Below are 24487 nucleotides of genomic sequence, written 5' to 3' on the forward strand. Positions count from 1 at the left end.
TCGCCCGGCCCTGTCGGACAGGGCCGCGAACTGGTGCGTCAAATCACGCTGTCCCATGGGGCCGACAGGCGCACAGCGGCGTTGATCACGCCCACCATCGAGTAGGTCTGCGGGAAGTTGCCCCACATTTCCTGGGTCTCGGGGTGGGTGTCTTCCGAGAGCAGGCCCAGCGGGTTGCGCGCGGCCAGCATGGTCTCGAAGATGGCGCGCGCCTCGTCCTTGCGGCCGATGCGTGCCAGCGCGTCGATGCGCCAGAAGGTGCAGATGTTGAAGGCCGTCTCGGGCTTGCCGAAGTCGTCGGCGGCCTCGTAGCGGCGCATGTAGGGGCCGTCGCACAGGCTTTTTTCCATGGCCTCCACGGTGCTCACAAAGCGCGGGTCCCTGGGGTCGATCAGGCCGACCTCGGCCATCAGCAGCACGCTGGCGTCGAGCTCGTTGCCGCCGAAGCTCTCGGCGAAGGCCTGGCGCGATTCGCTCCAGGACTTGGTGATGATCTCCTCGCGCATGCGCTGGGCATGGCCGTGCCAGTAGGCGGCCCGGTCGGGCAGGCTGAGCGCGGTGGCGATCTTGGCCAGGCGGTCGCAGGCAGCCCAGCTCATGAGGGCCGAGGAGGTGTGCACCCGCGCCCGCGTGCGCAGCTCCCACATGCCGGCATCGGGCTGGCCGTAGACGCGCACCGCGTTCTCGCCCACCTGTTCGAGCCGGGTGAACTCGCCCAGGCCCGCGCGGTGCAGCAGCCGGTGGTCGTGGAAGGCCTGTGCCGCACCCAGCACGATGTTGCCGTACACGTCGTGCTGGAAATGCTCGGCCGCCTGGTTGCCCACGCGCACCGGGCCCATGCCGCGGTAGCCGGCCAGCTGCGGCATCATCGATTCGGGCAGCTCGCGCTCCAGGCCGATGCCGTACAGCGGCTGGATATGGCCGCTGCCCGCATCCACCACCACGTTGCTCAGCCAGCGCAGGTAGTCCTCCATGGTGCCGACCTCGGAGATGCTGTTGAGCGCGCGCACCACGAAGAAGGCGTCGCGCAGCCAGCAGTAGCGGTAGTCCCAGTTGCGCCCGCTGTGCGCGGATTCGGGGATGCTGGTGGTCATGGCCGCCACAATGGCGCCCGTGTCCTCGTACAGCGAGAGCTTGAGCGTGATGGCCGCGCGGATCACCGCGTCCTGCCACTCCAGCGGCACGGCCAGGGCCCGGCTCCAGCCGCGCCAGTAGGCGGTGGTCTCCTGCTCGAACAGGCGCGCCGTGTCGGCAATGCCGTCCAGCAGGCTCTCGTCGGCGCCCAGGATGAAGTTGTGCTCGCGCGTGAGCACGAAGGGCTGGCCCGAGAGTACGTGCGAGACCGGTGCATCGGTTGACAGGCGCAGCGCCATGCTGCCGCCCACATAGCGGATGTGGTTGCTGCCGCGCGTGATGTGCGGCTCGGTCTGCCCCCAGTCGTACTTCACCTTCACGGCCACGCGGATGCGCGGCGAGCCCTGGATGGGCCGCACGCGGCGCACCAGCGTCATGGGGCGGAAATAGCGCGAGCGGCTGTAAAAACGCGGCGCGAAGTCGGTGATCTCTACCCCATGCCCTGCCTTGTCGAACAGCTGCGTGCGCAGGATGGCGGTATTCGGTTCGTACCACTGGTGCGCCGAGGCCATGTCCTCGATCTCGATGGCGAAGTGGCTGCCCTCGTCGCCCGGCTGCAGCAGGGCGTTGAAGACCGGGTCGCCGTCAAAGCGCGGCAGGCAGCACCAGACCATGCGTGCATGGTTGTCGATGAGGGCGCTGATGGCGCAGTTGCCGATCATGCCCAGGTTGAGCGAGCCCTGCTGCGGGTCCACTGCGGAGGTGTTGGGGTGTTCGGTTGTCATCGTGCGCGTTCCCAGGAGGTTCGTGCCGCCGACAGCCAGCCACGCAATGCGGCCGGTGTCATGCAGCGGTGTTGTGCCTGCGTCGGGCCTTCGCCGACCTTGATGCCCCAGCCGCCCAGAGCGGTCACGGCGGCAAAGCCTGATTCGTCGGTCACGTCGTCGCCTGCGAAGACGGGCACGCGGCCGGCGAACGGCGGCTGGGTCATGAAGTCGGTGATGGCCTGGCCCTTGTCCACCCCGCGGGGCTTTGCTTCGAACACGAACTTGCCCTCCATGAGCTCCAGTCCGTGTACCTTGCGCAGTGCGGTGAGCATGGTGTCGCGGCACAGCTCCTCCAGGTGCGGTGCCAGTCGGTAGTGCAATGCCACACTGGCGCGCTTGGGCTCCACCAGCAGGCCGGCGTGCTGCACGGCCAACTGGGTGGCCGCCTGCAGTACGGGCGCCAGGTTTGGCGGCACCACGGCGGGACGCGAGCCGTCGGCCAGGCGGTACTGCGAGCCGTGCTCGGAGGCCAGGGGCAGGACCAGAGGGTCGAGAAAATGGTCGATGTCGGTCTCGCGCCGCCCCGTGACGATGGCCAATGCGCCATCCAGGTGGGTGCTCAGGGCGGCGAGGGTGGGGACCAGCCCCGCAGAGATGCGCACGGCCTCGGGCCGGGGCGCCATCTCGGTGAGCGTGCCGTCGAAATCCAGAAAGAGCGCATGGGCCGTTGTCAAAAAGGGAAGCAGCTGCATGTGGCGGCACCTTAGCAGACGCCTGGCTGGCATACCAGCACACACAGATTGCCTATGGCCACGCCTGCGGGCGCCGGACAGTGGCGGGAAACCCGCGCCAGCATTGAGGCGGGCTGTCGCCAGGGCTTGCAAAGACCGCCGCCCGACCCCATTGTGACAAGATGAAAAGGGTGTTTGTCTTACAAGCAAGCGCCCCGTTGCCGGCGCACGCTGAGCGTACCCATGGAGATTTTTGCGTGAAAGAAGAAGCCCCCCACATCGTCTGCCCCCACTGCCACACCACCAACCGTGTCCAGCGCGCAGACCTTGGCAGTGCCCCCGATTGCGGCAGTTGCCACCTGCCCCTGTTTGCGGGCGCACCCGTGGCGCTGGACGCAGCCTCGTTCGACAAGCACGTCGGCCGCAGCCACCTGCCGGTGGTGGTGGATTTCTGGGCGCCCTGGTGCGGGCCCTGCCTGCAGATGGCGCCGGCCTTTGCCCAGGCCGCGCGCGACCTGGAACCGCAGGTGCAACTGGCCAAGCTCGACACCGAGGCGAACCAGGCGATTGCGGGCCGCTTCGGCATCCGCAGCATCCCGACCATGATCGTGTTCAAGGAAGGGCGCGAGGCCGCTCGTATCTCGGGCGCGATGAACGCCAGCGACATTGCGCGCTGGGTGCGCAGCGTCAGCTGACCCTGCCCCGCCGAGGGGGTGGCATCAGCGGATGCCGAGAACGCGGTCCAACGAGAGGTTGCCGGCGCCGCGCCCCGCGATGTACAGCAGCAGCCCTGCCCATGACAGGTGGGTGGGCCAGGCATTGGGGTAGACAAAGACCTGGATCACCAGCGTCATGCCCAGCAGTGCCAGGGCCGACAGCCGCGAGCACAGCCCCAGCACCAGCAGCACAGCGAACACATGTTCGGCCACCGTGGCCATCTGCGCGGCCAGCTCGGGCGGCAGCAGGGGCAGCTTGTACTCCTCGCGGAACAGCAGGTAGGCGCTGTCCGAAATGGTGAACCAGCCCTCCACCTTGGTGCGTGCCGACATCCAGAAGATCGCTGCGATGCCGATCCGGTTCACCAGGGCCAGCAGGCTGTGCGGCGTGAGCCAGGTCAGGGCATCGGCCAGCCGGCCCATCCAGTGGCGTGGCCCGGTGGCGGCTACGGTGGGCGTGACCTGGGGGAAGGGGGTGGTGTTCATGGGGTGTCCTCGTCAAGATGGGGTGGTGCGCGCAGCGCGCCGGCCTGCAGCAATTGCGCCATCAGCGCGCCCAGGTCGGCGTCGGGTTGTGCCTGCTCGGCATGGGCTGCGGCCAGCTCCAGGGGCAGTGCCGCAGCGCAGGCGTCCAGGAAGGCGATGCCCGCGCGCGCCAGCGGCATCCACTGCACGGCGCCATTGGGGCGGCTGAGCAGGGCGCCGTCGCCCTTCCATGCCAGCTCCGCGTCCATCGGGGCGCCCTCGCGCTGGCGTTGCCACAGGGTGCTGGCCGGGTGCTCCTCGCTCCAGGCCCAGCGGGCGGCAGGGTGGGGCGCAAGGCGCAGTCCGGACAAGGCTTCGGGCGACTGCCGGGCCAGCCAGGCGACGTCCAGCAAGGGGGCGTCCGCCGCCAGGTGGCTTTCGGTCCAGCAGCGGTCCAGCCGCGCCACGGCAGGCAGGTAGGGCAGGCCGGCTGCGGCTTCGAAGCCTTGCAGAAAGTGTTCAAAACCTTCGCCATAGGCCATGAGCCGGCCATCCGTCGGCGGCCGGGCATGAACGAACAGGCCTGCGGCCGCGCGGAACCACTCTTCGCCCACCAGCGCACAGACGGTGGGGTAGTTGGCCTGCAGCGCATCGATGCAGGCCTTGTGCACGGTATTGCGGTACACGGCGAAACCGGGCTGGGACCGCAGGGCGGACAGCCAGGGGGCGGTGTCCGCGGGGTGGGCGCCCTGGGGCATCAGTGCGGCGGCCAGGCCGTCCTGGAAGGTGCTCAGCTGCATGGCAGGGCCTCGGTGAGCGCCGCGTGGGCGCGGCCGCGCTCGGCGAGCAGCACCTCGAACGCTGGCAACTGGTCGTCGCGCTCGATCAGTGTGGGCAGCGGGCCGGTGGCAGCGATCACGCGCTGGTACAGGGCCCAGACGGCATCGGCCACCGGGGCATCGTGGCTGTCGATCAACAGGGCCTGGCCCAACTCGGGGTCGGCATGGTGGCCGGCCAGGTGGATCTCGGCCACGGCGTGCAGGGGAAAGGCGCCCAGGTAGTCCTCGGCGCGGGTGCCCAGGTTGTGGGCGCTGATATGGACGTTGTTCACGTCCAGCAGCAACTGGCAGCCGGTGCGCTGCACCAGTTCGGCCAGAAAGTCGGTCTCAGCCCAGTCATGGCCATCGATGTGCAGGTAGTGCGTGGGGTTCTCGATGGCGATGGGGCGCTGCAGTACCTCCTGCGTGCGGGCGATGTTGGCGGCAATGCGTGCCAGCGCCGCATGGGTGCGCGGAAACGGCAGCAGGTCTGGCAGGTAGTGCCCGCGCCACGTGGACCAGGCCAGGTGCTCGGAGACGATGGCCGGCTCGATGCGCCGCGCCAGGGCGGCCAGCCGTGCCAGGTGCGCCTCGTCGGGCGGCGCATCGGCTGCCAGCGACAGCGATACCCCATGCAGCGCCACCGGGTGCCGCGCACGGATGGCTTCGAGCCATGCCAGGCGCGGTCCGCCGTCGGCCAGGTAGTTCTCGGGGTGCACCTCCCACCACAGCCCCGGGTCCATGCACTGCACGGCCTGCGCATAGTGCTGGGGCTTGAGCGAGAGGCCGGCGGTGAGGTATGCGGCTGCCATGGCGGCGGGTCTGGTGGTGAACGGAGATCAGCTCTTCATGGGCGTCAGCGTGCCCATGCCCTTGGGCGTCTTGATCGACGCGCAGGTGCCGGCGGGCACGAATTTCCAGGCGTTGGCCTGGTAGTCCACCTTGGAGGTGCCTGCACAGGTGGTGCCGGCGCCGGCGGCGCAATCGTTCTTGCCGGCCATGGACACGCCATAGCACTTTTCCATGGCGGGCTTGGCAGCTTCTGCGGGCTTGGTCTGTGCAATGGCTGCGCCGGATGCGAGTGCGGCAAGGGCCAGGGCGCCGAGGCTGAGGGTGCGTGAGGTCATGTCGGAATCTCCGTAAAGCTGAAGGGTTTGTGGAACAGACCGGATGGATCGCCGGGTGCGGATGCGCCGTGGCTACCGATCTGCGTTGTAATTCGCGCTGTCTGGCGGTCGGGTTACACCAGCTCCATCAGAAATTGAAAAAGAAGTTTTTTTGCACCCGCTGTAACCCGCAGGGCTGGCACTGCGAATACCTGTGAGGGAGAAAACATGGAGATCGAAGAGAGGCTGCGTGGGTTGCTGCTGCTAGGCCTGGATGCCGACGCGGTCGCCTACCAGCGGTTTTTGAAAGAACTGAGCGCGCACCTGCGGGCTTTTCTGCGCAGGCGGCTGTCGCAGCGGCCCGACGAGGTGGAAGACCTGGTGCAGGAAACCTTGCTGGCCGTGCACAACCAGCGCCACACCTACCGGCCCGACATGCCGGTGACGGCCTGGGCGCATGCGATCGCACGCTACAAGCTCATCGACTGGCTGCGCTCGCACCGGGTGAAGGGAGCGTTGAATGACACGCTGGACGAGGAGGCGGGCGAACTCTTCTCCACCAGCGACAGCGGGGCAGCCGAAGCCCGGCGCGATCTGGGGAAACTGCTGGAGACACTGCCCGACCGCCAGCGCCTGCCCATCGTGCATGTGAAGCTCGAAGGGCTGTCTGTGGTGGAGACGGCACAACTCACGGGGCTGTCGGAGTCGGCAGTCAAAATCGGCGTACACCGGGGGCTCAAGGCCCTGGCCGCCAAGATCAGGGGAATGGCATGAGAACCGAAGAATTGATCCAGTTGCTGGCCACCGACGCCGGCCCGGTGCAGGCACAGGCCATCGAGCGCCGCTTTGCCATGGCTTCGGTGGCAGGCATCGCAGGCGCGGGCGTGCTCATGGTGGCATTGTTTGGCGTGCGCCACGACCTGGTGCAGACCATGGGCCTGCCCATGTTCTGGGGCAAGCTGGTGTTTGCGGCTGCGCTGGCGGTTGCCGGCATGGCGCTGCTGCGGCGCATGGCGAGGCCGGGCATGGCCGTGGGCCGTGCCGTGGCGCTGGTGGCCGTGCCGCCACTGGTGCTGTGGGCCATGGCGGCGGGCACCCTGTCGCAGGCCGAGCCGGCCGAGCGCATGGCACTCATCTTGGGCAGCACCTGGCGCAGTTGCCCGTTCAACATCGCACTGCTGTCGGTGCCGGCTTTCATCGCCAGCTTCTGGGCCCTGAAAGGGGCGGCGCCCACGCGCCTGGCCTGGGCCGGTGCGGGCGCCGGCCTGCTGTCCGGGGCGCTCGGGGCGCTGGTCTATGCATTGCACTGCCCCGAGATGGCCAGCCCCTTCCTCGCCGTGTGGTACCTGGCCGGTATGGCCCTGCCCACGGCGCTGGGCGCCGTGCTCGGCCCCCGCCTGCTGCGCTGGTAAGGCCTCAGGCGGGGTTGGCTCCAAGCCACTGCGCTACGGCCTGCACCCGGGCCTGGTGGATCAGGTCGCCGACCTGCGGGCCGGCCAGGCCCTTCGCCGCGGCTTTCGCTGCAATGTCGCGCGTGACCACCGATTGCGCTGCGGCCAGCACCGCCAGCAGGCGCGGGCGTTGGGGGTAGGCGTTGTCTTCCATGCCCAGCCGGCCGCGCGCATCGCACTCGCAGGCCAGCAAAATGTCGGGCAGCCGGCCCGGCTTGCGCAGCGCGTCGCAGCGCTCCAGCAGGCGCACCAGCGGGGCGGCAGCCAGTTCGCCGCTGCGGTGGATGTTGCCGTGCTCGCGCGCCACCACGTCGGCGATCTCGCGGCAGTCCACGGGCACGCGCAGGCGTTCGGCCACGTCGTGCAGCAGCTCGGCGCTGCGCCGCTCGTGGTCGATGTGGCGCGGCAGCATGTCGGCCGGCGTCGTGCCCTTGCCCAGGTCGTGTGCCAGGCAGGCAAAGCGCACGGTGAGCGGTGCATCGAGCCGCGCCGCCATGTCCAGCACCATCATCAGGTGGATGCCGGTGTCCACCTCGGGGTGGTGCTCGGCGCGCTGGGGCACGCCCCACAGGCGCGCCACCTCGGGCAGCAGCACCGCGAGGGCCCCGCATTCGCGCAGCACCTCGAACATGCGCGAGGGTTTCGCTTCCATCAGCCCGCGCGCCAGCTCCTGCCACACACGCTCGGGCACCAGGTGATCGACCTCGCCCTCGGCCACCATCTGGCGCATGAGCTCCATGGTTTCGGGTGCCACGCTGAAGTCGGTGAAGCGCGCGGCAAAACGCGCCAGCCGCAGGATGCGCACCGGGTCCTCGCGGAAGGCATCGGTCACATGGCGCAGCAGGCGCGCATGCAGGTCCTTGCGGCCATGGTAGGGGTCGACCAGGGTGTCCGGTGCATCGGGGCTCTGCGCCATGGCATTGATGGTCAGGTCGCGGCGCGAGAGGTCCTCCTCCAGCGTCACATCGGGCGAGGTCTCCACCACGAAGCCGCGGTAGCCGCGCCCGCTCTTGCGTTCGGTGCGCGCCAGCGCATACTCTTCCCGCGTGGTGGGGTGCAGGAAGACCGGGAAGTCCCGGCCCACGGGCAGGTAGCCATCGGCGAGCATCTGCTCGGGCGTGGCGCCCACCACCACCCAGTCGTGGTCATTCACGGGGCGCCCGAGCAGCGCGTCGCGCACGGCGCCCCCTACCATGTAGATTTGCATGGCGGCAGTGTAGGGTAGCTGCAGGGAAAGCCGTATAGTGCGCCCCTCACCAGCCCCCGGTAAGCGCCATGTCCATCTCCTCGTCCCTCACCATCGCGCAGCCCAATCCCGACGGCAGCATTCCCGTGCCCACGCCGTCCGACGCCGCCGCCAATGCCGCAGCCGAGGCCCTGCAGCGCGAAGCGCAGTTCGAGGCGATGCGGGCCCAGCTGGAGACCTTGCAGGAGATCCTGGCCAAGCCGCTCAACGAAATCCTGGCCGACCGCGACAAGTTCAAGGAAACCGCCGCGGCCTGGGATTCCTTCGGTGCCATGTGGATGCTGTCTCAGCGCGCCATGAAGCGTGTCGCGCTGGACTTGGCGGCGCAGCAGGGCGTGAGCGAGGAGGAGGTTGTGGCGCGCGCCATGCGCCACGCCAATGCGGTGCTCAATGGCGACGGCGAAGACCTGGGCGGCACCATCGCCGAAGCCCAGCTGGCGCACATCGCGCGCCACCGGGCGCTGCTGCGCAAGCAATTCCGGTGACCCAAAGATGACATCCCTGCCAACGTTAGAAGCAAGACTTCTGGACGAGTTCTCGCCGAGACAGGTATCCGGCGTGCCTGTGCCGCACGATTGCGAAGAGTGTCTTCTCATTCGCAACGGTTTGCAGGGGAGGACCTGGGACGCCATTTCCTCGGAATTTCTGCAGGCCAACCCAGACAGTTTGCCGTTGCTGTCGGCTGAAGCCTATCGTGCCTTTCTTCCCGCATGGCTGCGCGAAGGCTTGATCACTCCGGATAGCGAAGTAGCGGCCATGCTTCTGGTCAACCTGAGGATGGACCCTGAGACCCAAGGCTTTACTGCAGAGCAGGGGCGTCTCATTGTCGAAGTTGCCCGAGCCATTGCAGCAAAGAGCTTATGGGGCATCAACGATCCCGTTCATGTGGACTCGTTGGCTGCCATCGAAGACATCTGGGGCCGCTTGCCATAGCACAAGTAGTGCCCCGTGTTGCCTCAGCCGAACATCGGCCTGAAAAAGCTGCGCTCGTAGCTGACGATGCAGCCCGTCTCTTGCGCATAGCGGAAGGCGGCCTGGCATTCAGCATCCTCTATGGACCGTTGGCGGTAGACCTCGTAGCTGGCCAGGCTCTCGAAGGTGAACAGCGCCAGCGCGATGTTGTTGGCGCCCTCGCTGGGCATGAAGTAGCCGTGGTGCTGGCCGCCGAATTTCTCGACCAGCGGGATCCACAGCTTGCCGTAGTGCTCGAATTCCTTGAGCTTGCTGGTGTTGAGCACGTAGCGCAGGTAAATGGTGACGGCCATGGCATCAATCCTGGCTGGCGTGGCACATGCGGTAGGGTTCCTCGAAATCGAGGAAGTCCTTCTCGGCCAGGGCATCGTCGATCCAGGCCTTCACGCCGGGCAGGGCGCGCACGCGCTGCACGTAGGCGGCGATCTGCGGTGGCAGGGGCAGGGCATAGCTGTGCAGGCGCATGCACACGGGGGCAAAGTAGGCGTCGGCAATGGTGAACTCGCCGAACAGCAGCGGCCCGCCATGCTCTTCGAGCAGGGCACTCCACATGGCCACCAGGCGCTCCACGTCGGCGCGCACGCCGGCCTTGTCGCGCCAGATCAGCGCGCCGGTCTCGGCCAGATCGGCCTCGACGTTCATGGGGCAGTTGCCGCGCAGGGCCGTGAAGCCGCTGTGCATTTCGGCACACACGCTGCGGGCGCGGGCGCGCGCCTTGGCGTCCGCAGGCCAGAGCTTCTTGTCGGGATGGGTTTCGGCCACGTACTCGGCGATGGCCAGGGTGTCCCAGACGACCAGGTCCGCGTCCACCAGCACTGGCACCTTGCCTGTGGGGCTCACGGGGCTGATGGCCCGCTTGAACTCCGAATCGGCTTCGAAACTGTCGAAGCGCACGCGGATTTCTTCAAAGTCGATGCCGGCCTGGCGCAGCAGCACCCAGGGGCGCATGGACCACGAGGAGTAATTCTTGTTACCGATGTAGAGCTTGGGCATGGTGGCACTCGGATGGTGATTGCAAAGGGAGGCAAGACTTCCATGCTAACGCTCCCCAGGAGCCTGCATCAATGACCGATGAAAGGGCTTTTGATGCAATTCATGCATCAAAGCCAAACTTCTCCCCTTTTTTGCAACGCTTGAAAACGGGGTGGTGCGGCACAATCGATGGTTTTTCGGGCAGTGCTCTCTTTCGACCCCTCTGGGTCGGTGTCGTTGATGCGGTCGTCGTCTTTTTTGTATTTGTTCTTCAGGGCCCTGTGCCTGCTGACGCTGGTGGCCGTGCTGCCCGCTGCTGTCCAGGCGGCGGCGGAGCGCGATGTGCCGGCCTCCCTCTCCGTGAAGGCTGGCGGCATGCCCATCGTGCCGTTCATGGGCATGTTCGAGGACAAGGGCCGCACGCTGGACATCGAACAGGTGCGCACCCCGGAGCACGAGGCCCGCTTCGCCTACCCGGACAATCCCCTGAAGGGCGCCGAATCGGACCGCGTGCTCTGGTTCCGTGTGCGCCTGCAACTGGCCGACCCGGCCGATGCCCTGCGCGAGTTTCTGCTGCTGGTGCCTACCGTGTCCACGCACGAACTGCGCTTTTACGGCCCTTACAACGCCCAGGGACGTGCGCTGGCCGAGCCCGTGGTGACCGGCATGCGCCACCCCTGGGCCACGCGCCCGGCGGATTCGGAACAGATGGCCTGGCGCTTCAGGCTGCCCGACGACCAGGTGTACACCGTGTACTTCCGGGTCGAATCGACCTTTGCCCGCTTCTACGCAGCCCGTGTCTGGGACCTCGCGGACTACCTGCAGGACACCCAGGACAAGCGCATGTTCGATGGCGTCTGCTATGGCCTGCTGATGGGCCTGGCGGTCTTCAGCACGGTGATGCTGCTGGTGTTCCGCGAGAGCATCTATGCCTGGTACCTGGTGTCGTGCATCGGCGCGCTGCTCGCGCTCGCGGGCTTCAATGGGCACACGCTGCGCTACCCGTTCGCCCACTGGCCCGCGGCCGCGGGCTTCTTCTACAGCATGGCGCCGCCCCTGTGGGCCATTTCCAAGCTGATGTTCGGCCGCAGCCTGTTGCGCCTGGCGGACTATGCACCGCGCGTGGACAAGGTGGTGCTGGCCATGGTGGCCGCGCTGGCGCTGGCGGCGGCCTATGGCCTTTGGGGCGCCCATCCGCTGTGGCTGTTCCGCCTGGTGCAGGCTTCGGTGGTGGCCTCCACGGTGGTGCTCACGGTGGGCGCCGTGATGGCCATGCGGCGGCGCTACTGGCCGGCCGTGTTGTACAGCCTGGGGGTCACCATCCTGCTCCTGGGCATCTGCGCCATCATCGTCGCCAGCTGGGGCTGGGTGGCCTGGACACCCCAGCAGATGGACATGACGCAGACCGTGCTGGTGGCCGAATCCATTGTTTTCGCGGCGGCCATGGCCTCCCGGGTGCGCCTGCTGCGCCGGTCCGAGGAAGCGCTGACCGTGCGCACCCAGGAATTGGTCGAGGCCCTGGGCACCGATGCGCTCACCGGCGCCGCCAACCGCGCGGGCCTGACCAGCCATGGCGAGGCCGCGGTGCGCGCCGGCCAGCCCTTTGCCCTGCTGCTGCTGGACCTCGATGGTTTCAAGGGCGTCAACGACACCTACGGCCACGCCGCGGGCGACGCCGTGCTGGTGGCCATGGTGCGCCGCCTGCGCACCCAGCTGCGCTCGGGCGACCTGGTGGCGCGCCTGGGCGGTGACGAATTCGCGGTGCTGATCGCCGGCAGCCCGCCGCGCGAGGTGATCGCCGCCATGGCCCGGCGCATGGCCGCCAGCGCCGCCGAGCCCCTGGCCTTCGAAGGCCGCTCCCTGGTGGTGGGCATGAGCCTGGGCATCGCCTGCCACCCCGCGGATGGCAGTACCCTGGCCGAACTGTTGCGCGCCGCCGACAGCGCCATGTACACCTGCAAGCGCCGCCCCGAAGGAGGCGACTGCTACGCATTCGCCTCGGAACTGCAGGCTGGTTCGGCCTGATCACGCCTGCACAGTAGCGCTATGTTGCGCAACAGGCGCTACCCAATGCCAGTGCCACCGTGGAACTGGCTTTGCCAGGCCACTGGTGGCGTCCCCCTCAGGGGGAAGGCGCCGTAGGCGACTCAGGGGGAGCCTATACCGGCCAGACGACGCCGTTGTCGTTCAGGATCGCGTCCAGCGGCGCATCCCAGGATTCCGGCTCGAAATCGTCCAGGTAGCCATTGGTGAAGCCCAGCCCCACGGTGAAGGGCTTGGGCTGCAGCGTGGCCAGGGTGCGGTCGTAGAAGCCCCCGCCATAGCCCAGCCGATAGCCGCCGGGCGCATAGCCCACGCAGGGCACGAACAGCAGGGTGGGCACGATGACTTCGGTGTCCTTGGGCTTGGGGATGCCGTAGGCGTCCTCCTCCATGGGGCAGCCGGGATACCAGGCGTGGAAAGTCAGGGTCTTGTGCTGCTTGTTGACCACCGGCAGGCCGATGCGGCGCAACTGGGGCTCGTCCAGCAGTTCGCCATCTTCCTTCCAGCGGTGCAGGGCGGGAAGTGGGTCGAATTCGCCCTTGATGGGCCAGTAGGCGCCGATGACCGTGTCGGGCCGGTTCACGAGCCAGATCCGCATTACCTGTTGTAACAGGTCGGCCCGCTGTAGGCGATCGGGCAGATTCAGGCGTTCTTCTATCAATGCGCGCCGCAGGGCTGCTTTGTCCATCAGATAATTCCCCCATGCAATTGACTCAGATTCTGACACCGCTGCTGGTCAGCGCCGTGCTGGCCACCACCGCGCCCCTTGTCCAGGCGCAAACCAAGGCCGACGATACCCTGCTGGAGATGCAGCAGGCGTTCAAGCGTGGCGACCGCAAGAAATTGGAGCAATTGCTGCCCGCCGCGCGCGGCCACGTGCTGGAGCCCTGGGCCGGCTACTGGGAGCTCAGGCTGCGCCTGGGCGAGGCACCGCCCTCGGAGATCCAGTCCTTCATGCAGCGCTATGCCGGCAGCTACCAGGAAGACCGCATGCGCAACGACTGGCTGCTGCTGCTGGGCCAGCGGCGCGACTGGGCCCAGTTCGCCGAGCAGCACCCCAGCTACCGCATGTCCGACGACCGCGAGGTGCGCTGCTACGCCCTGCTGATCGATGACATCAAAGGCAGTCCCCAGCCTGGCGCCGCCGAGGACATCAAACGCAACTGGTACGCCTTGCGCGATAACGACGACGGCTGCACCCATGCAGCCAGCCAGTTCTACGCGACCAAAAAGATCAGTGCCCTGGATGTCTGGCGCAAGGCGCGCTTCGCGGTGGATGCCAACCGGCCGCGCGTGGTACGCAATGCCGTGGAGATCGTCGCGCCCGATGCCGTGGCCCAGGTCAAGGAGCTGATGGATGCGCCCACCAAGTACCTCACGGCCCGTGCCACGGCCCGCGGCCAGGTGCGCCAGGAGCTGGTGACGCTGGCCCTCGTCAAGCTCGCCGGGGGTGACCCGGACAATGCCGCCGCCCAGCTCGACAGCAAATGGAGCGTGCACCTCTCGCCCGAGGAGCGCAACTGGGTCTGGGGCGTGATCGGCAAGCAACTGGCCCAAAAATTGTCGTCCGACGCGAATGGCCACTTCGCCAAGATCACCCGGGACGCCGATCTCAACGACGACCTGCTCGGCTGGAAGGTGCGCGCGGCCCTGCGTGCCGGCCAGTGGAAGGTGGTGCGCAAGGCCATCGACGCCATGAGCGAGGAAGGCCGCCAGGACAGCACCTGGGTGTACTGGAAGGCCCGCTCCCTGCTGGCCGGCAAACCGAGCGAGGCCGAGCGCGCCGAAGCCCGCCAACTGCTCGAAGGCATTGCCAGCACGCGCGGCTTCTACGAGCAACTGGCCACCGAAGAACTGGGCCAGCGCATCACCATGCCGCCAGCACCTGCGCCGCTCACAGCCGAGGAAAAAGCGGCTGCGCGCGCCAACCCCGGGCTCAACCGGGGGCTGTACGCGATCTTCCTGGGCCTGCGCACCGAGGGCGTGCGCGAGTGGAACTACGCCACCAACCTGCACATCCCAGGCGGCATGCCCGACCGCGAACTGCTGGCCGCCGCCGATTTCGCCTGTGCCCGCGAGGTCTGGGACCGCTGCATCAACACCAGCGAGCGCACGCGCAGCGTGATCGAGACCAGCCAGCGCTTTCCCACGCCGTTTCGCGCGGCCGTGGTCGAGCGCGCCAATGGCATCGGCCTGGACCCGGCCTATGTGTACGGCCTGATCCGCCAGGAAAGCCGTTTCATCATGGACGCGCGCTCGCACGTAGGCGCCTCGGGCCTGATGCAGGTGATGCCCGCCACTGCGCGCTGGACGGCCAAGAAGATCGGCATGAACAACTTCACGGCCGACCAGATCAACGACCGCGACACCAACATCGCCATCGGCACCGCCTACCTCAAGCTGGCGCTTGATGACTTCGCGGGCTCCATGCCCATGGCTGCCGCCGCCTACAACGCCGGCCCCGGCCGGCCGCGCAGCTGGCGCAACGGCCCGGTGCTGGATGCCGCCATCTGGGCCGAGAACGTGCCATTCGGCGAAACCCGTGACTACGTGAAGAAGGTGCTGGCCAATACCACCAACTATGCGGCCATGCTCACCGGTCAGCCCCAGTCGCTCAAGGGCCGCCTGGGCACCATCGGGCCGCGCGACGCCGCCACTCCCGAAGTGAACAAGGACCTGCCCTAAACCTCAGACCACATCCGCAGCAGGTTGTGGTACTGGCCCGTCAGGGAGACGGTCTCCTCGGTCTCTCCCAGGCGCGCGCGCAGCTTCTGGATGGTCTGGTCGAGCTCGAACAGCATGGCCCGGCGCGCATCGTCGCGCACCATGCTCTGCACCCAGAAGAACGAGCACACGCGCTCGCCGCGCGTGACCGGCTCCACGCGGTGCAGGCTGGTCGAGGGGTAGAGGACCAGGTCGCCCGCGGGCAGCTTGACCTCGTGCGCGCCATAGGTGTCCACCACCACCAACTCGCCCCCTTCGTAGTCCTCGGGTTCGCACAGGAACAGGGTGCATGACAGGTCGGTGCGCAATGCCGTCCCGTGGGGCAGGGGGCGCATGGCCCCATCGACGTGCAGGCCGTAGGTCTCGCCGCCTGCATAGCGGTTGAACAGCGGTGGCACGGTGCGCAGCGGCAACGCTGCAGCGAAGTACAGGGGATGCACGGCCAGCGCCTGCTGCACGATGCGCCCCTGCTCCTGCGCCACAGGGGCGTTTTCGGGCAACTGCCGGTTGTTCTTGACCTGTGCGCCTTGCGCTCCCACGGTCGCCCGGCCGTCCACCCATTCGGCCGCATCGATGGCGGCGCGCATGGCGCGCACCTGCTCGGGTGTGAGGACGTTGGGGATGTGCAGCATCATCTCGAAAGGCCTTTCAGAAACGGGAAGGCCCCGGGGTTGCCGGGGCCCTTGGATGGTAGACAGGTTCTTAGGCTGTCACTTTGCGCTCGATCAGAACGTGAAGTTGGCCGTCAGGCGCGCCGAGCGAGGGATGCCTGGCGTGTAGCGGTAGCCGCTCTTGTTGATGGCCGCCACGTAGTCCTTGTCGGCCAGGTTGTATACGTTGAGCTGGACGTCCAGGTTCTTGTTGATGCGGTAGGAGGCCATGGCATCGAAGACCCAGTAGGCCTCGGTATAGGCGGGCGTGCCCACGGCACCGTCGGTGCCGCGCAGCAGCTTGCCGGCGTAGCGTGCACCGCCGCCGATCGTCACGCCGAAGGGCAGGCGGTAGGTGCTCCACAGCGTGAAGGCATTCTTGGGCGTGTAGGCCAGGGCCGTGGTTCCGTCGGCCGTCTTGGGCACACCGCTGAGCACCTTGGTGTCCATGGTGGTGTAGCCCGCGCTCAGCGACCAGTCGTTGGTGATGGCGCCGATGGCGGTCAGCTCCAGGCCCTGCACGCGCTTCTTGCCGGTCTGCACGAAGTTGGCTGCGTTGGTGGGATCCACTTCGATGTCATTGGTGACATCAGTGCGGTACAGCGCGCCGGCCAGGGCCAGGCGGTTGCCCAGCACGTCCCACTTGGTGCCGACCTCGATGGTCTTGGCCTTCTGCGGGTCGAACTTGGGGTTGGACGCATTGTTGGCGGCAGCGCTCAGCTGGTTGTTGGTGCCACCCGGGGGCTGTGCCGACGTGGCGTACAGCGCGTACACGCTGCCGTTGGTTGCAGGCTTGTAGACCACACCGACCTTGGCACCGATCAGCGTGTCGGACAGGCTCAGCGCGGACGGCGTGAGCACGCCGGCCGGCAGCGCGCCTTGCGTCACGGCATCGAAGGCGGTCTTGAAGCGGTCCACGCGAACGCCGCCCGTGATCTGCCATTCAGGCGACAGCTTGGCGGTGTCGAACAGGTAGGCTGCCACGGTGTTGGTCACGCCCTTGGACCAGGCGCCGTTGGCGATGCGGTTGAAGCCCGTCACATTGGGGTTGGGGTTGTACAGGTTGGCTGCAGGCAGCGAGCCGGCGGGTGCGTACGTGGTGTTCACGCTGGCAAACCCCTGGCCGTAGTAGCCCAGGTTGGTCTGCTCTTCGCGCGACAGTTCCAGGCCTGCACTCAGGTCGTGCTGCACCGAACCGGTATGGACCGTGGTGGTCAGGCTGGTCTGGTTGACGGCGATCTTGTTGGTCTGGTTGACGTTGGTCGGCAGGTTGCGCGTCACGGTCCAGGTGGAGGGATCGTTCGGGTTGGGCGTGGCCAGCAGGGCCGAGGCCGCCGTGAGCGCACCCGTGGCAGGGAAGCCGCCGCCCATGAAGGCGGTCAGGCGGTAGTCGTTGTGCGTGCGGCCGAAGCGCGTGGTGTTGCGCAGCTTCGTGCCCGAGGCGAAGTCGTGCTCGATGCGCGCCGTGACCATGTCCATGTCCACGCTCGCGAAGTCCGAGGTGGTGCCGTAGAAGTTGCTCGAATCCACGCGCCCTGCGCTGTTCAGGAAGGGGCGGCGGTTGGCAAGGGCCAGCGCGTCCGGCGAGGTGTAGCCGGGCAGGCCGATGGTGGGCACGCCGCCATCGGGCATGTTGTCCTGCGTGACGTGCAGGTAGTTCAGGAACACGCGGGTGGGTGAGTTCAGGCCCAGGGCCAGCGACGGCGCGATGCCCCAGCGCTTGTTCTTGACCAGGTCGCGCCCGGCAACGCCGGAGTCCTCGGTCATCACGTTCAGGCGGAAGGCGGCGCCCGGGTAGGCCTCCAGGGCCTTGTTCCAGTCCACCGTGCCGCGTTTGTACGAGGCGCTGCCCGCGCCCAGCGATGCGGCGAAGCTGTTTTCCAGCGTCGGCTGCTTGCTCACCAGGTTGATGGCGCCGGTGGGGGAGGTGCGGCCGGTGTCGGTGCCGGCCGGGCCCTTGACCACTTCGACCTGCTGGATGTTGAACACGTCGCGCGAGACGGAGCCCAGGTCGCGCACGCCGTCCACGAAGATGCTGCTGGAGCTGTCGAAGCCGCGCATGTAGATCGCGTCGCCCGTGCTGGTGTTGCCGTTCTCACCGAGATAGAAGGTGCCGGCGCCGGGGGTGTTGCGCAGCGCTTCGGTCAGGGTCGAAGCGGCCTGCTCGCGCAGCACCTGCTCCTTGACGACCGAGATGGTCTGGGGGGTGTCCAGCAGCGGCTGGGTGAACTTGGGCGAGGAGACTGTGCCGGCCTTGTAACCCGCATCGCCCGCCGATTCGACCTTCACCTCCGGCAGGGTGCCGCTGGAGGCGGTCTGTGCCTGTACCGGCATGCCCAGTGCCACAAGGGCGGCGGCTGCCGCCATGCCGACGGGCGTGATGCGCGCGCCCGCGACGGGGTGTTTGCGGCTCTTGATGTATGTAGTGTTGTGCGCCATGGAAGGATCCGTGTGAATGAATGAACGGAACTTGGCTGGCTACAGGGACAACACGGCACGCCATGGCGCGGGGTCCTGCCGTTGGCTGGCTGGGGTCTCGCGGCTGGCGGCGCCAGCCCGCAAAGAACGTTGAATGATAACTACTATCATTTGATAGCGGTTACATCTCGCTGCAGTACGGCAGAATTCGCCCTGAAAAGGGCCGCAATGTGGCAGTGCGGCAACATGCCCGCGGCAGGCAGCCGCCTGGGGTGGGGCTGCTGCGGCCTTGGGGTGCCTTCAGGCGTTGTGCAGCACTTCGCCCCGGCGCACGGCAGCGCCCGAGCGCACGAGTTCGTCCATCAGGCCCTGCAGCCAGCCGCCTTCGTCCTGGTCGGCGAAGTGGCGTTCGTGCAGCATGCCGAAGTAGGGCGTGGCCTGTGTCCAGGCCGTGAGATCTGCGAGGCTGATCTGCTGCCACTCGAGCAGCTTGTACTTGAGCAGCACCTTGGCGGCGTAGAGCGCATGCTTGTGCGGGTTGCGCACGAAGCCGTCCAGGCGGCGGCGTGCGCCCTCGATGGCGCGCGGCGCGTCGGCAAACACCGGGCCGTGGCCCGGGATCACCGTGCGCGGCGCCAGGCGCTCGATCAGGTCCAGCGTGGCGCCCACCTGGGCGAAGGCATCCTCGCCTTCGAGTTCGGGGAAGACCACTCCGAAGCCGTTCTCCCACAGCGCATCGGCCGAGATCAGGATCGCATCGCGCGGCTCGAAGAGCACGATGGAATGGGTGTCGTGCCCCGGCGCGGCATGCACCTGCCAGGTGCGGTCGCCCAGCAGCACGCAGGAGCCGGGGTCCAGCAGCGTGTCGGCACGGAACGGCGGGCACTGCTGACCGGTGGGCGTGTAGCTCAGTGCATAGGCGTCCCATTGGCGCACGTGCCGGGCCTGCCCGGGCGGTATGGAGGTGAGTGCGCGCGGCCAGGCCTTTTGCAGCGCAGCGTTGCCGCCGCAGTGGTCGCTGTGCAGGTGGGTGTTGAGCACCCGGTCCAGCGGCCTGCCGCCCAGGGCTGCCTGCACCAGCGCCACGGTCTGCTCGGCATGGCTGCAATAGCCGGTGTCCACCACGGCGGTGTCGTAGTGGCCGATAAACAGGATGTTGTTGGCCGAGAGCCAGCCGCGTTCCAGCACGGCGATTTCAGGGGGCAGAAAGGGCGCGGCAGAGGCTGGCGTGGGCATCAGGAGGGGACTGGCAGATGGCGTGGCGCAGCGGGCGGCCCGCTGCTGCGATCTGCCAGCCTAACCCAGCGCGAGCGTCTGCCGGCTTATCCAAAACCCGTGCGTTACCGGGCAGATTGCATCAGAACGTCACACCGGCGCACAGGATCACGTTCGCATAGGGCGTGCACTCCCCCGTGCGCACCATCACGCGGGCTTCGCGGCACAGGCGCTTGAACTCTTCGTGTGGCACCGCTTCGGGCGCCACAGGCAGGGTGCACCAGCCGGGCAGTGCCCCTGCGGCACGCTCCACGGCCTCACTGGCGATCACGGCGCGCTCCACCTGCATTTCCGCCAGCACGGCCTGCAGCACATCGGCCACGGCGGGGATTCCCGGTGTCAGCGCCAGGTCGATGCGCCGGGGGCCGGGCGGGATGGGCAGGCCCACGTCGCCGATCACCAGCATGTCGCCATGGCCCAGGCAGGCAATGGCGTGGGAGAGTTCGGCGTGCAGCAAGGTCGTGCGTTTCACAGCGGGATCCAGTCGGGTGGTTGCGGGCTGGCCGCCACGGCGGTCCGGGTGGGGATGGAGGGCTGGGCCCCCGCCTGTGTCACGCACAGTGCGGCCGCGCGAATGCCATCCCGCACGGCGGCGTTCAGCGGCTCGCCGCGCGCCAGGGCCACGGCCAGTGCGCCAAGGAAGGTGTCGCCTGCGGCGGTGGTGTCCACGGCCTTCACGGCCATACCCGGGTGGTGCGTGCTGCCCAGGGTGTCGGCGGCCACGGCGCCGGCGGCACCGAGCGTGACCACCACCTGCGCCGGCCCCAGGCCGCGCAGCGTCTGGGCCGCCACGGCGGCATCGGCAACCGACTCCACGGCCGTGCCCGCCAGGGCGGCGGCCTCCACCTCGTTGACCGCCAGCGTGTGCACCAGCGGCCACAGGCCCTCGGGCAGGCGCTGGATGGGCGAGGGGTTGAGCAACACGCGGCAGTCGGCTGCAAACGCCTGCTGCGCGGCGGCCAGCACCTGGGGCAAGGGGGTCTCGAACTGCAGCACCAGGCTGTGGGCCTGGGCCAGCACGGCGCCGAGGGCCTGCGTATCGAGTTCGAAGCGGCCATTGGCGCCGGGTACCACGACGATGCGGTTCTGCCCGGTGGCTTCCACGGTGATGGCCGCCACACCTGTGGTCTCTGTGGGGTCGGTCTGCACGCCGCTGTGGTCGATGCCGTCCTGTGCCAGGCTGGAGCGCAGCGTATGCCCGTAGGCATCGCCGCCCACGCGGCCGAACAGATGCACCCGAGCGCCCTGGCGTGCGCAGGCCACGGCCTGGTTGCCGCCCTTGCCACCGGGCACCAGGTGCAGCGCCTGGGCCAGCACGGTCTCGCCCGGGCCGGGGGCCTGGGCCACCTGCAGCACCAGGTCCATGTTGAGGCTGCCCACCACGGCGATGGTGGGCGTGTCGTGCGCCGCCATGCCCGTCATGGCTGGACTTGTGCCGTGGAGGCACGCACGCGCAGCTCGGGTTGCAGCATGACCTTGCGCGCATCCTGGCGCTTGCCGTCGATGCGCTCGAGCAGCATGTCCACCGCCAGCGCGCCGATGCGCTGCTTGGGCTGGGCCACGGTGGTCAGCGGCGGGCTGGTGAAGGCCGTGAGCTCGATGTCATCGAAGCCCATGATGGACAGGGCTTCGGGCACGCGCAGGTCGCGCTCATGCGCTGCGCACAGTGCGCCCATGGCCATCAGGTCGTTGCAGACGAACACGGCGGTGGGCGGTTGCTGTGCGCGCAGCACGGCATGCATGGCCTCGTAGCCGCCCTGGCTGGTGAAGTTGCCATGCCACAGCAGGCCTTCGCCCGTGCCGCAGCCGGCATCGGCCAGCGCGGCGCGCCAGCCGGCGATGCGCTGCTCGCTGGGCGCAATGCCCTCGGGCCCGCCGATGCAGGCAATGCGCCGGTGGCCCAGCGACAGCAGGTGGCGCGTGGCCAGCAGGCCGCCCTGCATGTGGGCGGTTTCGACCAGGTCGCAGGGCTGCTGTTCGGCCAGCTCGATCTCGCGGTCCACCAGCACGGTGGGAATGGACAGGCCCGCCAGCTGCGTGGGCAGGGTGGCGTCGTGCCCGGTGGAGACGACGATCAGCCCGTCGATGCGCCGCTCGGCCAGCACCTGCAGGTAGCTGCCCTGGCGGTGCGCCTCATCGTTGGTGTTGCACAGGATGAGGTTGTAGCCCGCGCCAAAGCAGCGGTCTTCCACCGCATGCACGATCTCGGCGAAGTAGGGATTGGAGCTGTTGGGGATCAGCATGCCCAGCGTGCGCGTGTTGTTGCTCTTGAGGCTGCGCGCAATGGCGCTGGGCACGTAGCCCAGGGCGCGGATGGCCTTTTCCACGCGCTCGCGCCCCTCGGGGCTCACGTGGCGTGTGCCGTTGACCACGTGGGATACGGTGGTGACCGATACGTCGGCATGCCGCGCAACGTCCTTGATAGTAGCCATGGAGAAAATGGTGAAACAGGAAATTCGTAGGGAGGGCTTAGGCCGCAGCGCGCCGCTGGCGCAAGGTGTCGACGATGACCGCCGCGACGATCACCACCCCCGTGATGATGCGCTTGCTGGGCTCGCTGGCTCCCACCTGCGCCAGACCGGCCTCCAGCACCGCGATGATCAGCACGCCGAAGGCCGTGTTCACCACCGAGCCGCGCCCACCCATCAGGCTGGTGCCGCCGATCACCACGGCCGCGATCACCTGCAGCTCCATGCCCGTGCCGGCATTGGGGTCGGCCGCTTCCAGGCGTGCCGACTGCATCAGCCCGGCCAGACCGGCGAGCAGGCCCGTGATCGCGAACACGATGACGCGGATGGGCCGTGGGTCTACCCCGGCCAGGCGCATGGCCTCCTCGTTGGTGCCTATGCCCACCACGCAGCGGCCGAACACCGTGCGCGTGAGCACCAGTTGCGCCACCACCACCAGTGCCAGCGCAATCAGAAAGGCCACCGAGACGCCGCCGAGCATCGGCGCGGACAGCCACGAGATTGCATCGCCCACATACTGCGTGCGCGAATCCGTGACCACATAGGCGCCGCCACGCACGGCTTCGAGCATGCCCAGCGAGACGATGAAGGACGGCAGGCGCCAGGCCACCGACACGGCCCCGGTGACGGTGCCGCAGATGAGGCCCGTGGCCAGCGCCAGCAGCGCGGCGGCGGGCACGCTCCACTTCCACTGCACGATGGCTGCGGCCGAGGTGGCGGCAGCCAGCGCCATCACCGAGCCCACCGAGAGGTCGATGCCCGCGATGATGAGCACGAAGGTCATGCCCACGGCCATCACGGCCAGCGCCGGGATCTCATTGGCGATGGTGACGAAGGTCTCCACGCTCCAGAAATAGTCGGAGAGGCTGGAGAACAGCGCCACCATGCCCGCCAGCACGGCCAGCAGCCCGAGGTAGGTGCCCAGCTGGCTGCGCCAGGCGGGCGTGGGGCGGGGCGCTGGAGCAGCAGCAGGGGATGCGTGGGCGTTCATGCGGTGGCGGGGGTGGAAGAGGAAGAATGGCCCGGGGCTTCGCGGCCACCGGGCTCGGAGAATGCGGCGGCCAGCAGCGATTGCTCGGACCACTGCCCGCGCTCGAACACGGCCACCAGACGGCCCGCGCTCATCACGCCGATGCGGTCGGCCATGGCCATCAGCTCGCGCAGGTCGGACGAGACCATGAGCAGGGCGCGCCCGCTGGCGGCCATGCGGTCGAGTTCGCCATAGAGTTCGGCGCGCGCGCCCACGTCCACGCCGCGCGTGGGTTCGTCGAGCAGCAGCACCCGGCCCTCGCGGTGCAGCCAGCGCGCGAAAACCACCTTCTGCTGGTTGCCGCCCGAGAGCGTGCCCACGGGCTGCTCGGGGCTGCGGCAGCGGATGCCCAGCGTCTGGACGAATCCCTGCACCAGGCGGTTTTCCTTGGCGCGCTGCAGCCAGCCCGCGCGCGAGATCGCAGACAGGTCGGACAGCGTGGCATTGACGCGGATCGATTGGCCCAGCAGCAGGCCCTGGGACTTGCGGTCCTCCGTGACCAGGCCGACGCCGGCGGCAATGGCCTGCAGCGGCGAGGCAAAGCCGCGCGGCAGCACGCGCGGGGCGTCACCCGCAGTGGATTCATCGGGGTGCAGCGCCACGCTGCCCCGGTCGGCGCGGTCCGCGCCGAACAGCACTCGCAGGAGTTCGGTGCGGCCCGAGCCCACCAGGCCCGCAATGCCGAACACCTCGCCCGCACGCAGTTCCAGGCTCACGTCCTGCACGGCGGTACCCCGGCCGATGGCCTGGGCGCTCATCACCACCGGCCCGGCCACGCGGCGCGGGCGGTGTTCCAGGTCGCTGACGGAGCGGCCCACCATGCGCTGCACCAGGTCGTCCTCGCTCATGCCGGCCATGGGGCGCGCGTCCACCAAGCGGCCGTCGCGCAGCACGGCCACGCGGTCGGCAATGCGGCGCAGTTCTTCCAGGCGGTGCGATACGTAGACGATGGCCACACCGCGGGCCGTGAGGCGCGCGATCTGGTCGAACAGGTAGCTGGTCTCGCGCGGGGTGAGCATGGCCGTGGGCTCGTCGAGCACCAGGATGCGCGTGTCGTCCTGCAGGTTGCGCGCAATCTCCACCATCTGCTGCTGGCCTATGCCCAGCTGCGACACGGGCGTGGCAGGGTCGATGCTGTCCAGGCCGATCTTGGCCAACTGCGCGCGCGCAGCGGTGTGCAGCGCATCGCGCCGCAGCCAGCCCGCGCGGTGCGGCAGGCGGCCCATGAGCAGGTTCTCGGCCACGGTGAGCGTGGGCACCAGGCCCAGTTCCTGCATCACCATGCGCACGCCCAGGCGCTCGGCCTCGCGACGCGAGGCCGGGGCGTAGGTCTCGCCGCCCAGGCGCATGCCGCCGCGCGTGGCCGATTCCAGCCCGCAGACGATCTTGGACAGGGTGCTCTTGCCCGCACCGTTCTCCCCGGTGAGCGCCAGCACCTCGCCCGCGTTCAGTGCGAGCGTGATGCCGTCGAGCACGGTGGCGGTGTAGTCCTTGCCCACTGCGTCGATGCACAGCAGCGGTGCCGCAGGCGGCGGGGGGAGCGGTCGGTCCATGTCGTCCA

General features: G+C 68.2%; 25 protein-coding genes. 7 read left to right on the plus strand and 18 right to left on the minus strand.

Features of this window, described 5'->3' with window-relative positions; all coding sequences use genetic code 11:
- Positions 1-38 precede the first annotated feature (38 nt).
- Together AC0IZS_RS12245 and otsB are read right to left on the minus strand one after the other, a co-directional pair.
- Positions 39-1859: a glycoside hydrolase family 15 protein gene (locus AC0IZS_RS12245; RefSeq protein WP_471635862.1), complete on the minus strand. Its 1821-nt coding sequence runs from the start codon at positions 1857-1859 to the stop codon at positions 39-41.
- Entirely contained in the window at positions 1856-2593 is a 738-nt protein-coding gene (gene otsB / locus AC0IZS_RS12250; protein WP_471635863.1) for a trehalose-phosphatase, read from the minus strand. The genes AC0IZS_RS12245 and otsB overlap by 4 nt, the downstream gene beginning before the upstream one ends.
- A 236-nt stretch (positions 2594-2829) precedes the next feature.
- On the opposite strand from otsB, the gene trxC reads away from it, so the two are divergent.
- Positions 2830-3267: a thioredoxin TrxC gene (gene trxC, locus AC0IZS_RS12255; RefSeq protein ID WP_471635864.1), complete on the plus strand. Its 438-nt coding sequence runs from the start codon at positions 2830-2832 to the stop codon at positions 3265-3267.
- Positions 3268-3291: 24 nt separating this feature from the next.
- Here the strand turns inward: trxC and AC0IZS_RS12260 are convergent, their stop codons facing one another.
- Genes AC0IZS_RS12260 through AC0IZS_RS12275 form a run of 4 tightly spaced genes read right to left on the minus strand, consistent with a single transcriptional unit; the run spans position 3292 to position 5698 of the window.
- Entirely contained in the window at positions 3292-3774 is a 483-nt protein-coding gene (locus tag AC0IZS_RS12260) for a DoxX family protein (RefSeq protein WP_471635865.1), read from the minus strand.
- Complete coding sequence (locus tag AC0IZS_RS12265; RefSeq protein ID WP_471635866.1) at positions 3771-4553, minus strand: HvfC/BufC N-terminal domain-containing protein; 783 nt, start codon at positions 4551-4553, stop codon at positions 3771-3773. Before AC0IZS_RS12265 ends, AC0IZS_RS12260 begins: the two co-directional genes overlap by 4 nt.
- Complete coding sequence (gene bufB / locus AC0IZS_RS12270; RefSeq protein WP_471635867.1) at positions 4544-5383, minus strand: MNIO family bufferin maturase; 840 nt, start codon at positions 5381-5383, stop codon at positions 4544-4546. The genes AC0IZS_RS12265 and bufB overlap by 10 nt, the downstream gene beginning before the upstream one ends.
- 27 nt (positions 5384-5410) lie before the next feature.
- Positions 5411-5698 (minus strand): BufA1 family periplasmic bufferin-type metallophore, encoded by a 288-nt coding sequence (locus tag AC0IZS_RS12275; protein ID WP_057199983.1) that lies wholly within the window; start codon positions 5696-5698, stop codon positions 5411-5413.
- Positions 5699-5905: 207 nt separating this feature from the next.
- Here AC0IZS_RS12275 and AC0IZS_RS12280 point away from each other — a divergent pair, with 207 nt between their 5' ends.
- Positions 5906-6451 carry a sigma-70 family RNA polymerase sigma factor gene (locus AC0IZS_RS12280; RefSeq protein WP_471635868.1) on the plus strand — a complete coding sequence of 182 codons (546 nt, stop codon included), beginning with the start codon at positions 5906-5908 and terminating at the stop codon, positions 6449-6451.
- Positions 6448-7089, plus strand: coding sequence for a DUF1109 domain-containing protein (locus AC0IZS_RS12285; RefSeq protein ID WP_471635869.1), 642 nt, complete (start codon positions 6448-6450; stop codon positions 7087-7089). The genes AC0IZS_RS12280 and AC0IZS_RS12285 overlap by 4 nt, the downstream gene beginning before the upstream one ends.
- Before the next feature lie 4 nt (positions 7090-7093).
- Here the strand turns inward: AC0IZS_RS12285 and AC0IZS_RS12290 are convergent, their stop codons facing one another.
- On the minus strand, positions 7094-8335 hold the full coding sequence (locus tag AC0IZS_RS12290) for a multifunctional CCA addition/repair protein (protein ID WP_471635870.1): 1242 nt from the start codon (positions 8333-8335) through the stop codon (positions 7094-7096).
- Positions 8336-8403: 68 nt separating this feature from the next.
- On the opposite strand from AC0IZS_RS12290, the gene AC0IZS_RS12295 reads away from it, so the two are divergent.
- Positions 8404-8859, plus strand: a complete 456-nt coding sequence (locus tag AC0IZS_RS12295) for a hypothetical protein (protein WP_471635871.1) — start codon at positions 8404-8406, stop codon at positions 8857-8859.
- 7 nt (positions 8860-8866) lie between these two features.
- Positions 8867-9307, plus strand: coding sequence for a hypothetical protein (locus tag AC0IZS_RS12300; RefSeq protein WP_471635872.1), 441 nt, complete (start codon positions 8867-8869; stop codon positions 9305-9307).
- Positions 9308-9330: 23 nt separating this feature from the next.
- Here AC0IZS_RS12300 and AC0IZS_RS12305 read toward each other — a convergent pair whose 3' ends face one another.
- Both AC0IZS_RS12305 and AC0IZS_RS12310 read right to left on the minus strand, forming a co-directional pair.
- The gene (locus AC0IZS_RS12305; RefSeq protein ID WP_471635873.1) at positions 9331-9639 is read right to left on the minus strand and encodes an NIPSNAP family protein; all 309 of its coding nucleotides are present in this window, start codon (positions 9637-9639) and stop codon (positions 9331-9333) included.
- 4 nt (positions 9640-9643) lie between these two features.
- The gene (locus AC0IZS_RS12310) at positions 9644-10339 is read right to left on the minus strand and encodes a glutathione S-transferase family protein (RefSeq protein ID WP_471635874.1); all 696 of its coding nucleotides are present in this window, start codon (positions 10337-10339) and stop codon (positions 9644-9646) included.
- A gap of 219 nt (positions 10340-10558) precedes the next feature.
- Here AC0IZS_RS12310 and AC0IZS_RS12315 point away from each other — a divergent pair, with 219 nt between their 5' ends.
- Complete coding sequence (locus tag AC0IZS_RS12315; protein ID WP_471635875.1) at positions 10559-12343, plus strand: sensor domain-containing diguanylate cyclase; 1785 nt, start codon at positions 10559-10561, stop codon at positions 12341-12343.
- 133 nt (positions 12344-12476) lie between these two features.
- On the opposite strand, the gene AC0IZS_RS12320 is transcribed toward AC0IZS_RS12315, so the two are convergent.
- Entirely contained in the window at positions 12477-13049 is a 573-nt protein-coding gene (locus AC0IZS_RS12320) for a 5-formyltetrahydrofolate cyclo-ligase (RefSeq protein WP_471635876.1), read from the minus strand.
- Positions 13050-13063: 14 nt separating this feature from the next.
- Between AC0IZS_RS12320 and AC0IZS_RS12325 the strand changes: the two genes are divergently transcribed.
- Positions 13064-15046, plus strand: coding sequence for a lytic transglycosylase domain-containing protein (locus AC0IZS_RS12325; RefSeq protein ID WP_471635877.1), 1983 nt, complete (start codon positions 13064-13066; stop codon positions 15044-15046).
- Here the strand turns inward: AC0IZS_RS12325 and AC0IZS_RS12330 are convergent.
- The 8 genes from AC0IZS_RS12330 to AC0IZS_RS12365 form a co-directional block, all read right to left on the minus strand.
- Positions 15043-15720 carry a Fe2+-dependent dioxygenase gene (locus tag AC0IZS_RS12330; RefSeq protein ID WP_471635878.1) on the minus strand — a complete coding sequence of 226 codons (678 nt, stop codon included), beginning with the start codon at positions 15718-15720 and terminating at the stop codon, positions 15043-15045. The two genes, AC0IZS_RS12325 and AC0IZS_RS12330, sit on opposite strands and share 4 nt — an antisense overlap.
- 90 nt (positions 15721-15810) lie before the next feature.
- Positions 15811-18174 (minus strand): catecholate siderophore receptor Fiu, encoded by a 2364-nt coding sequence (locus tag AC0IZS_RS12335; RefSeq protein WP_471635879.1) that lies wholly within the window; start codon positions 18172-18174, stop codon positions 15811-15813.
- A gap of 279 nt (positions 18175-18453) precedes the next feature.
- Positions 18454-19389, minus strand: coding sequence for an MBL fold metallo-hydrolase (locus AC0IZS_RS12340; protein WP_471635880.1), 936 nt, complete (start codon positions 19387-19389; stop codon positions 18454-18456).
- Positions 19390-19510: 121 nt separating this feature from the next.
- Positions 19511-19900, minus strand: coding sequence for a D-ribose pyranase (gene rbsD, locus AC0IZS_RS12345; protein ID WP_471635881.1), 390 nt, complete (start codon positions 19898-19900; stop codon positions 19511-19513).
- Entirely contained in the window at positions 19897-20850 is a 954-nt protein-coding gene (gene rbsK, locus AC0IZS_RS12350) for a ribokinase (RefSeq protein ID WP_471635882.1), read from the minus strand. Before rbsK ends, rbsD begins: the two co-directional genes overlap by 4 nt.
- Positions 20847-21860 (minus strand): LacI family DNA-binding transcriptional regulator, encoded by a 1014-nt coding sequence (locus AC0IZS_RS12355; RefSeq protein WP_471635883.1) that lies wholly within the window; start codon positions 21858-21860, stop codon positions 20847-20849. The genes rbsK and AC0IZS_RS12355 overlap by 4 nt, the downstream gene beginning before the upstream one ends.
- A 37-nt stretch (positions 21861-21897) precedes the next feature.
- Positions 21898-22887, minus strand: coding sequence for an ABC transporter permease (locus AC0IZS_RS12360; RefSeq protein WP_471635884.1), 990 nt, complete (start codon positions 22885-22887; stop codon positions 21898-21900).
- On the minus strand, positions 22884-24479 hold the full coding sequence (locus AC0IZS_RS12365; RefSeq protein WP_471635885.1) for a sugar ABC transporter ATP-binding protein: 1596 nt from the start codon (positions 24477-24479) through the stop codon (positions 22884-22886). The genes AC0IZS_RS12360 and AC0IZS_RS12365 overlap by 4 nt, the downstream gene beginning before the upstream one ends.
- Between the last annotated feature and the right edge of the window lie 8 nt (positions 24480-24487).

The organism is Acidovorax sp. AC410 (assembly GCF_979253235.1).

What these genes read in the sequence shown, in the direction of transcription:
- AC0IZS_RS12295 (WP_471635871.1), top strand. Translation starts at nt 8,404, where the DNA reads ATGTCCATCTCCTCGTCCCTCACCATCGCGCAGCCCAATCCCGACGGC.
- bufB (WP_471635867.1), bottom strand. Translation starts at nt 5,383, where the DNA reads ATGGCAGCCGCATACCTCACCGCCGGCCTCTCGCTCAAGCCCCAGCAC.
- AC0IZS_RS12265 (WP_471635866.1), bottom strand. Translation starts at nt 4,553, where the DNA reads ATGCAGCTGAGCACCTTCCAGGACGGCCTGGCCGCCGCACTGATGCCC.
- AC0IZS_RS12275 (WP_057199983.1), bottom strand. Translation starts at nt 5,698, where the DNA reads ATGACCTCACGCACCCTCAGCCTCGGCGCCCTGGCCCTTGCCGCACTC.
- AC0IZS_RS12355 (WP_471635883.1), bottom strand. Translation starts at nt 21,860, where the DNA reads ATGGCTACTATCAAGGACGTTGCGCGGCATGCCGACGTATCGGTCACC.
- AC0IZS_RS12365 (WP_471635885.1), bottom strand. Translation starts at nt 24,479, where the DNA reads ATGGACCGACCGCTCCCCCCGCCGCCTGCGGCACCGCTGCTGTGCATC.
- AC0IZS_RS12320 (WP_471635876.1), bottom strand. Translation starts at nt 13,049, where the DNA reads ATGGACAAAGCAGCCCTGCGGCGCGCATTGATAGAAGAACGCCTGAAT.
- AC0IZS_RS12280 (WP_471635868.1), top strand. Translation starts at nt 5,906, where the DNA reads ATGGAGATCGAAGAGAGGCTGCGTGGGTTGCTGCTGCTAGGCCTGGAT.
- AC0IZS_RS12285 (WP_471635869.1), top strand. Translation starts at nt 6,448, where the DNA reads ATGAGAACCGAAGAATTGATCCAGTTGCTGGCCACCGACGCCGGCCCG.
- AC0IZS_RS12315 (WP_471635875.1), top strand. Translation starts at nt 10,559, where the DNA reads ATGCGGTCGTCGTCTTTTTTGTATTTGTTCTTCAGGGCCCTGTGCCTG.
- rbsK (WP_471635882.1), bottom strand. Translation starts at nt 20,850, where the DNA reads ATGACGGGCATGGCGGCGCACGACACGCCCACCATCGCCGTGGTGGGC.
- AC0IZS_RS12340 (WP_471635880.1), bottom strand. Translation starts at nt 19,389, where the DNA reads ATGCCCACGCCAGCCTCTGCCGCGCCCTTTCTGCCCCCTGAAATCGCC.
- AC0IZS_RS12360 (WP_471635884.1), bottom strand. Translation starts at nt 22,887, where the DNA reads ATGAACGCCCACGCATCCCCTGCTGCTGCTCCAGCGCCCCGCCCCACG.
- AC0IZS_RS12325 (WP_471635877.1), top strand. Translation starts at nt 13,064, where the DNA reads ATGCAATTGACTCAGATTCTGACACCGCTGCTGGTCAGCGCCGTGCTG.
- AC0IZS_RS12335 (WP_471635879.1), bottom strand. Translation starts at nt 18,174, where the DNA reads ATGGCGCACAACACTACATACATCAAGAGCCGCAAACACCCCGTCGCG.
- AC0IZS_RS12245 (WP_471635862.1), bottom strand. Translation starts at nt 1,859, where the DNA reads ATGACAACCGAACACCCCAACACCTCCGCAGTGGACCCGCAGCAGGGC.
- AC0IZS_RS12290 (WP_471635870.1), bottom strand. Translation starts at nt 8,335, where the DNA reads ATGCAAATCTACATGGTAGGGGGCGCCGTGCGCGACGCGCTGCTCGGG.
- otsB (WP_471635863.1), bottom strand. Translation starts at nt 2,593, where the DNA reads ATGCAGCTGCTTCCCTTTTTGACAACGGCCCATGCGCTCTTTCTGGAT.
- AC0IZS_RS12330 (WP_471635878.1), bottom strand. Translation starts at nt 15,720, where the DNA reads ATGATGCTGCACATCCCCAACGTCCTCACACCCGAGCAGGTGCGCGCC.
- AC0IZS_RS12260 (WP_471635865.1), bottom strand. Translation starts at nt 3,774, where the DNA reads ATGAACACCACCCCCTTCCCCCAGGTCACGCCCACCGTAGCCGCCACC.
- AC0IZS_RS12300 (WP_471635872.1), top strand. Translation starts at nt 8,867, where the DNA reads ATGACATCCCTGCCAACGTTAGAAGCAAGACTTCTGGACGAGTTCTCG.
- AC0IZS_RS12310 (WP_471635874.1), bottom strand. Translation starts at nt 10,339, where the DNA reads ATGCCCAAGCTCTACATCGGTAACAAGAATTACTCCTCGTGGTCCATG.
- AC0IZS_RS12305 (WP_471635873.1), bottom strand. Translation starts at nt 9,639, where the DNA reads ATGGCCGTCACCATTTACCTGCGCTACGTGCTCAACACCAGCAAGCTC.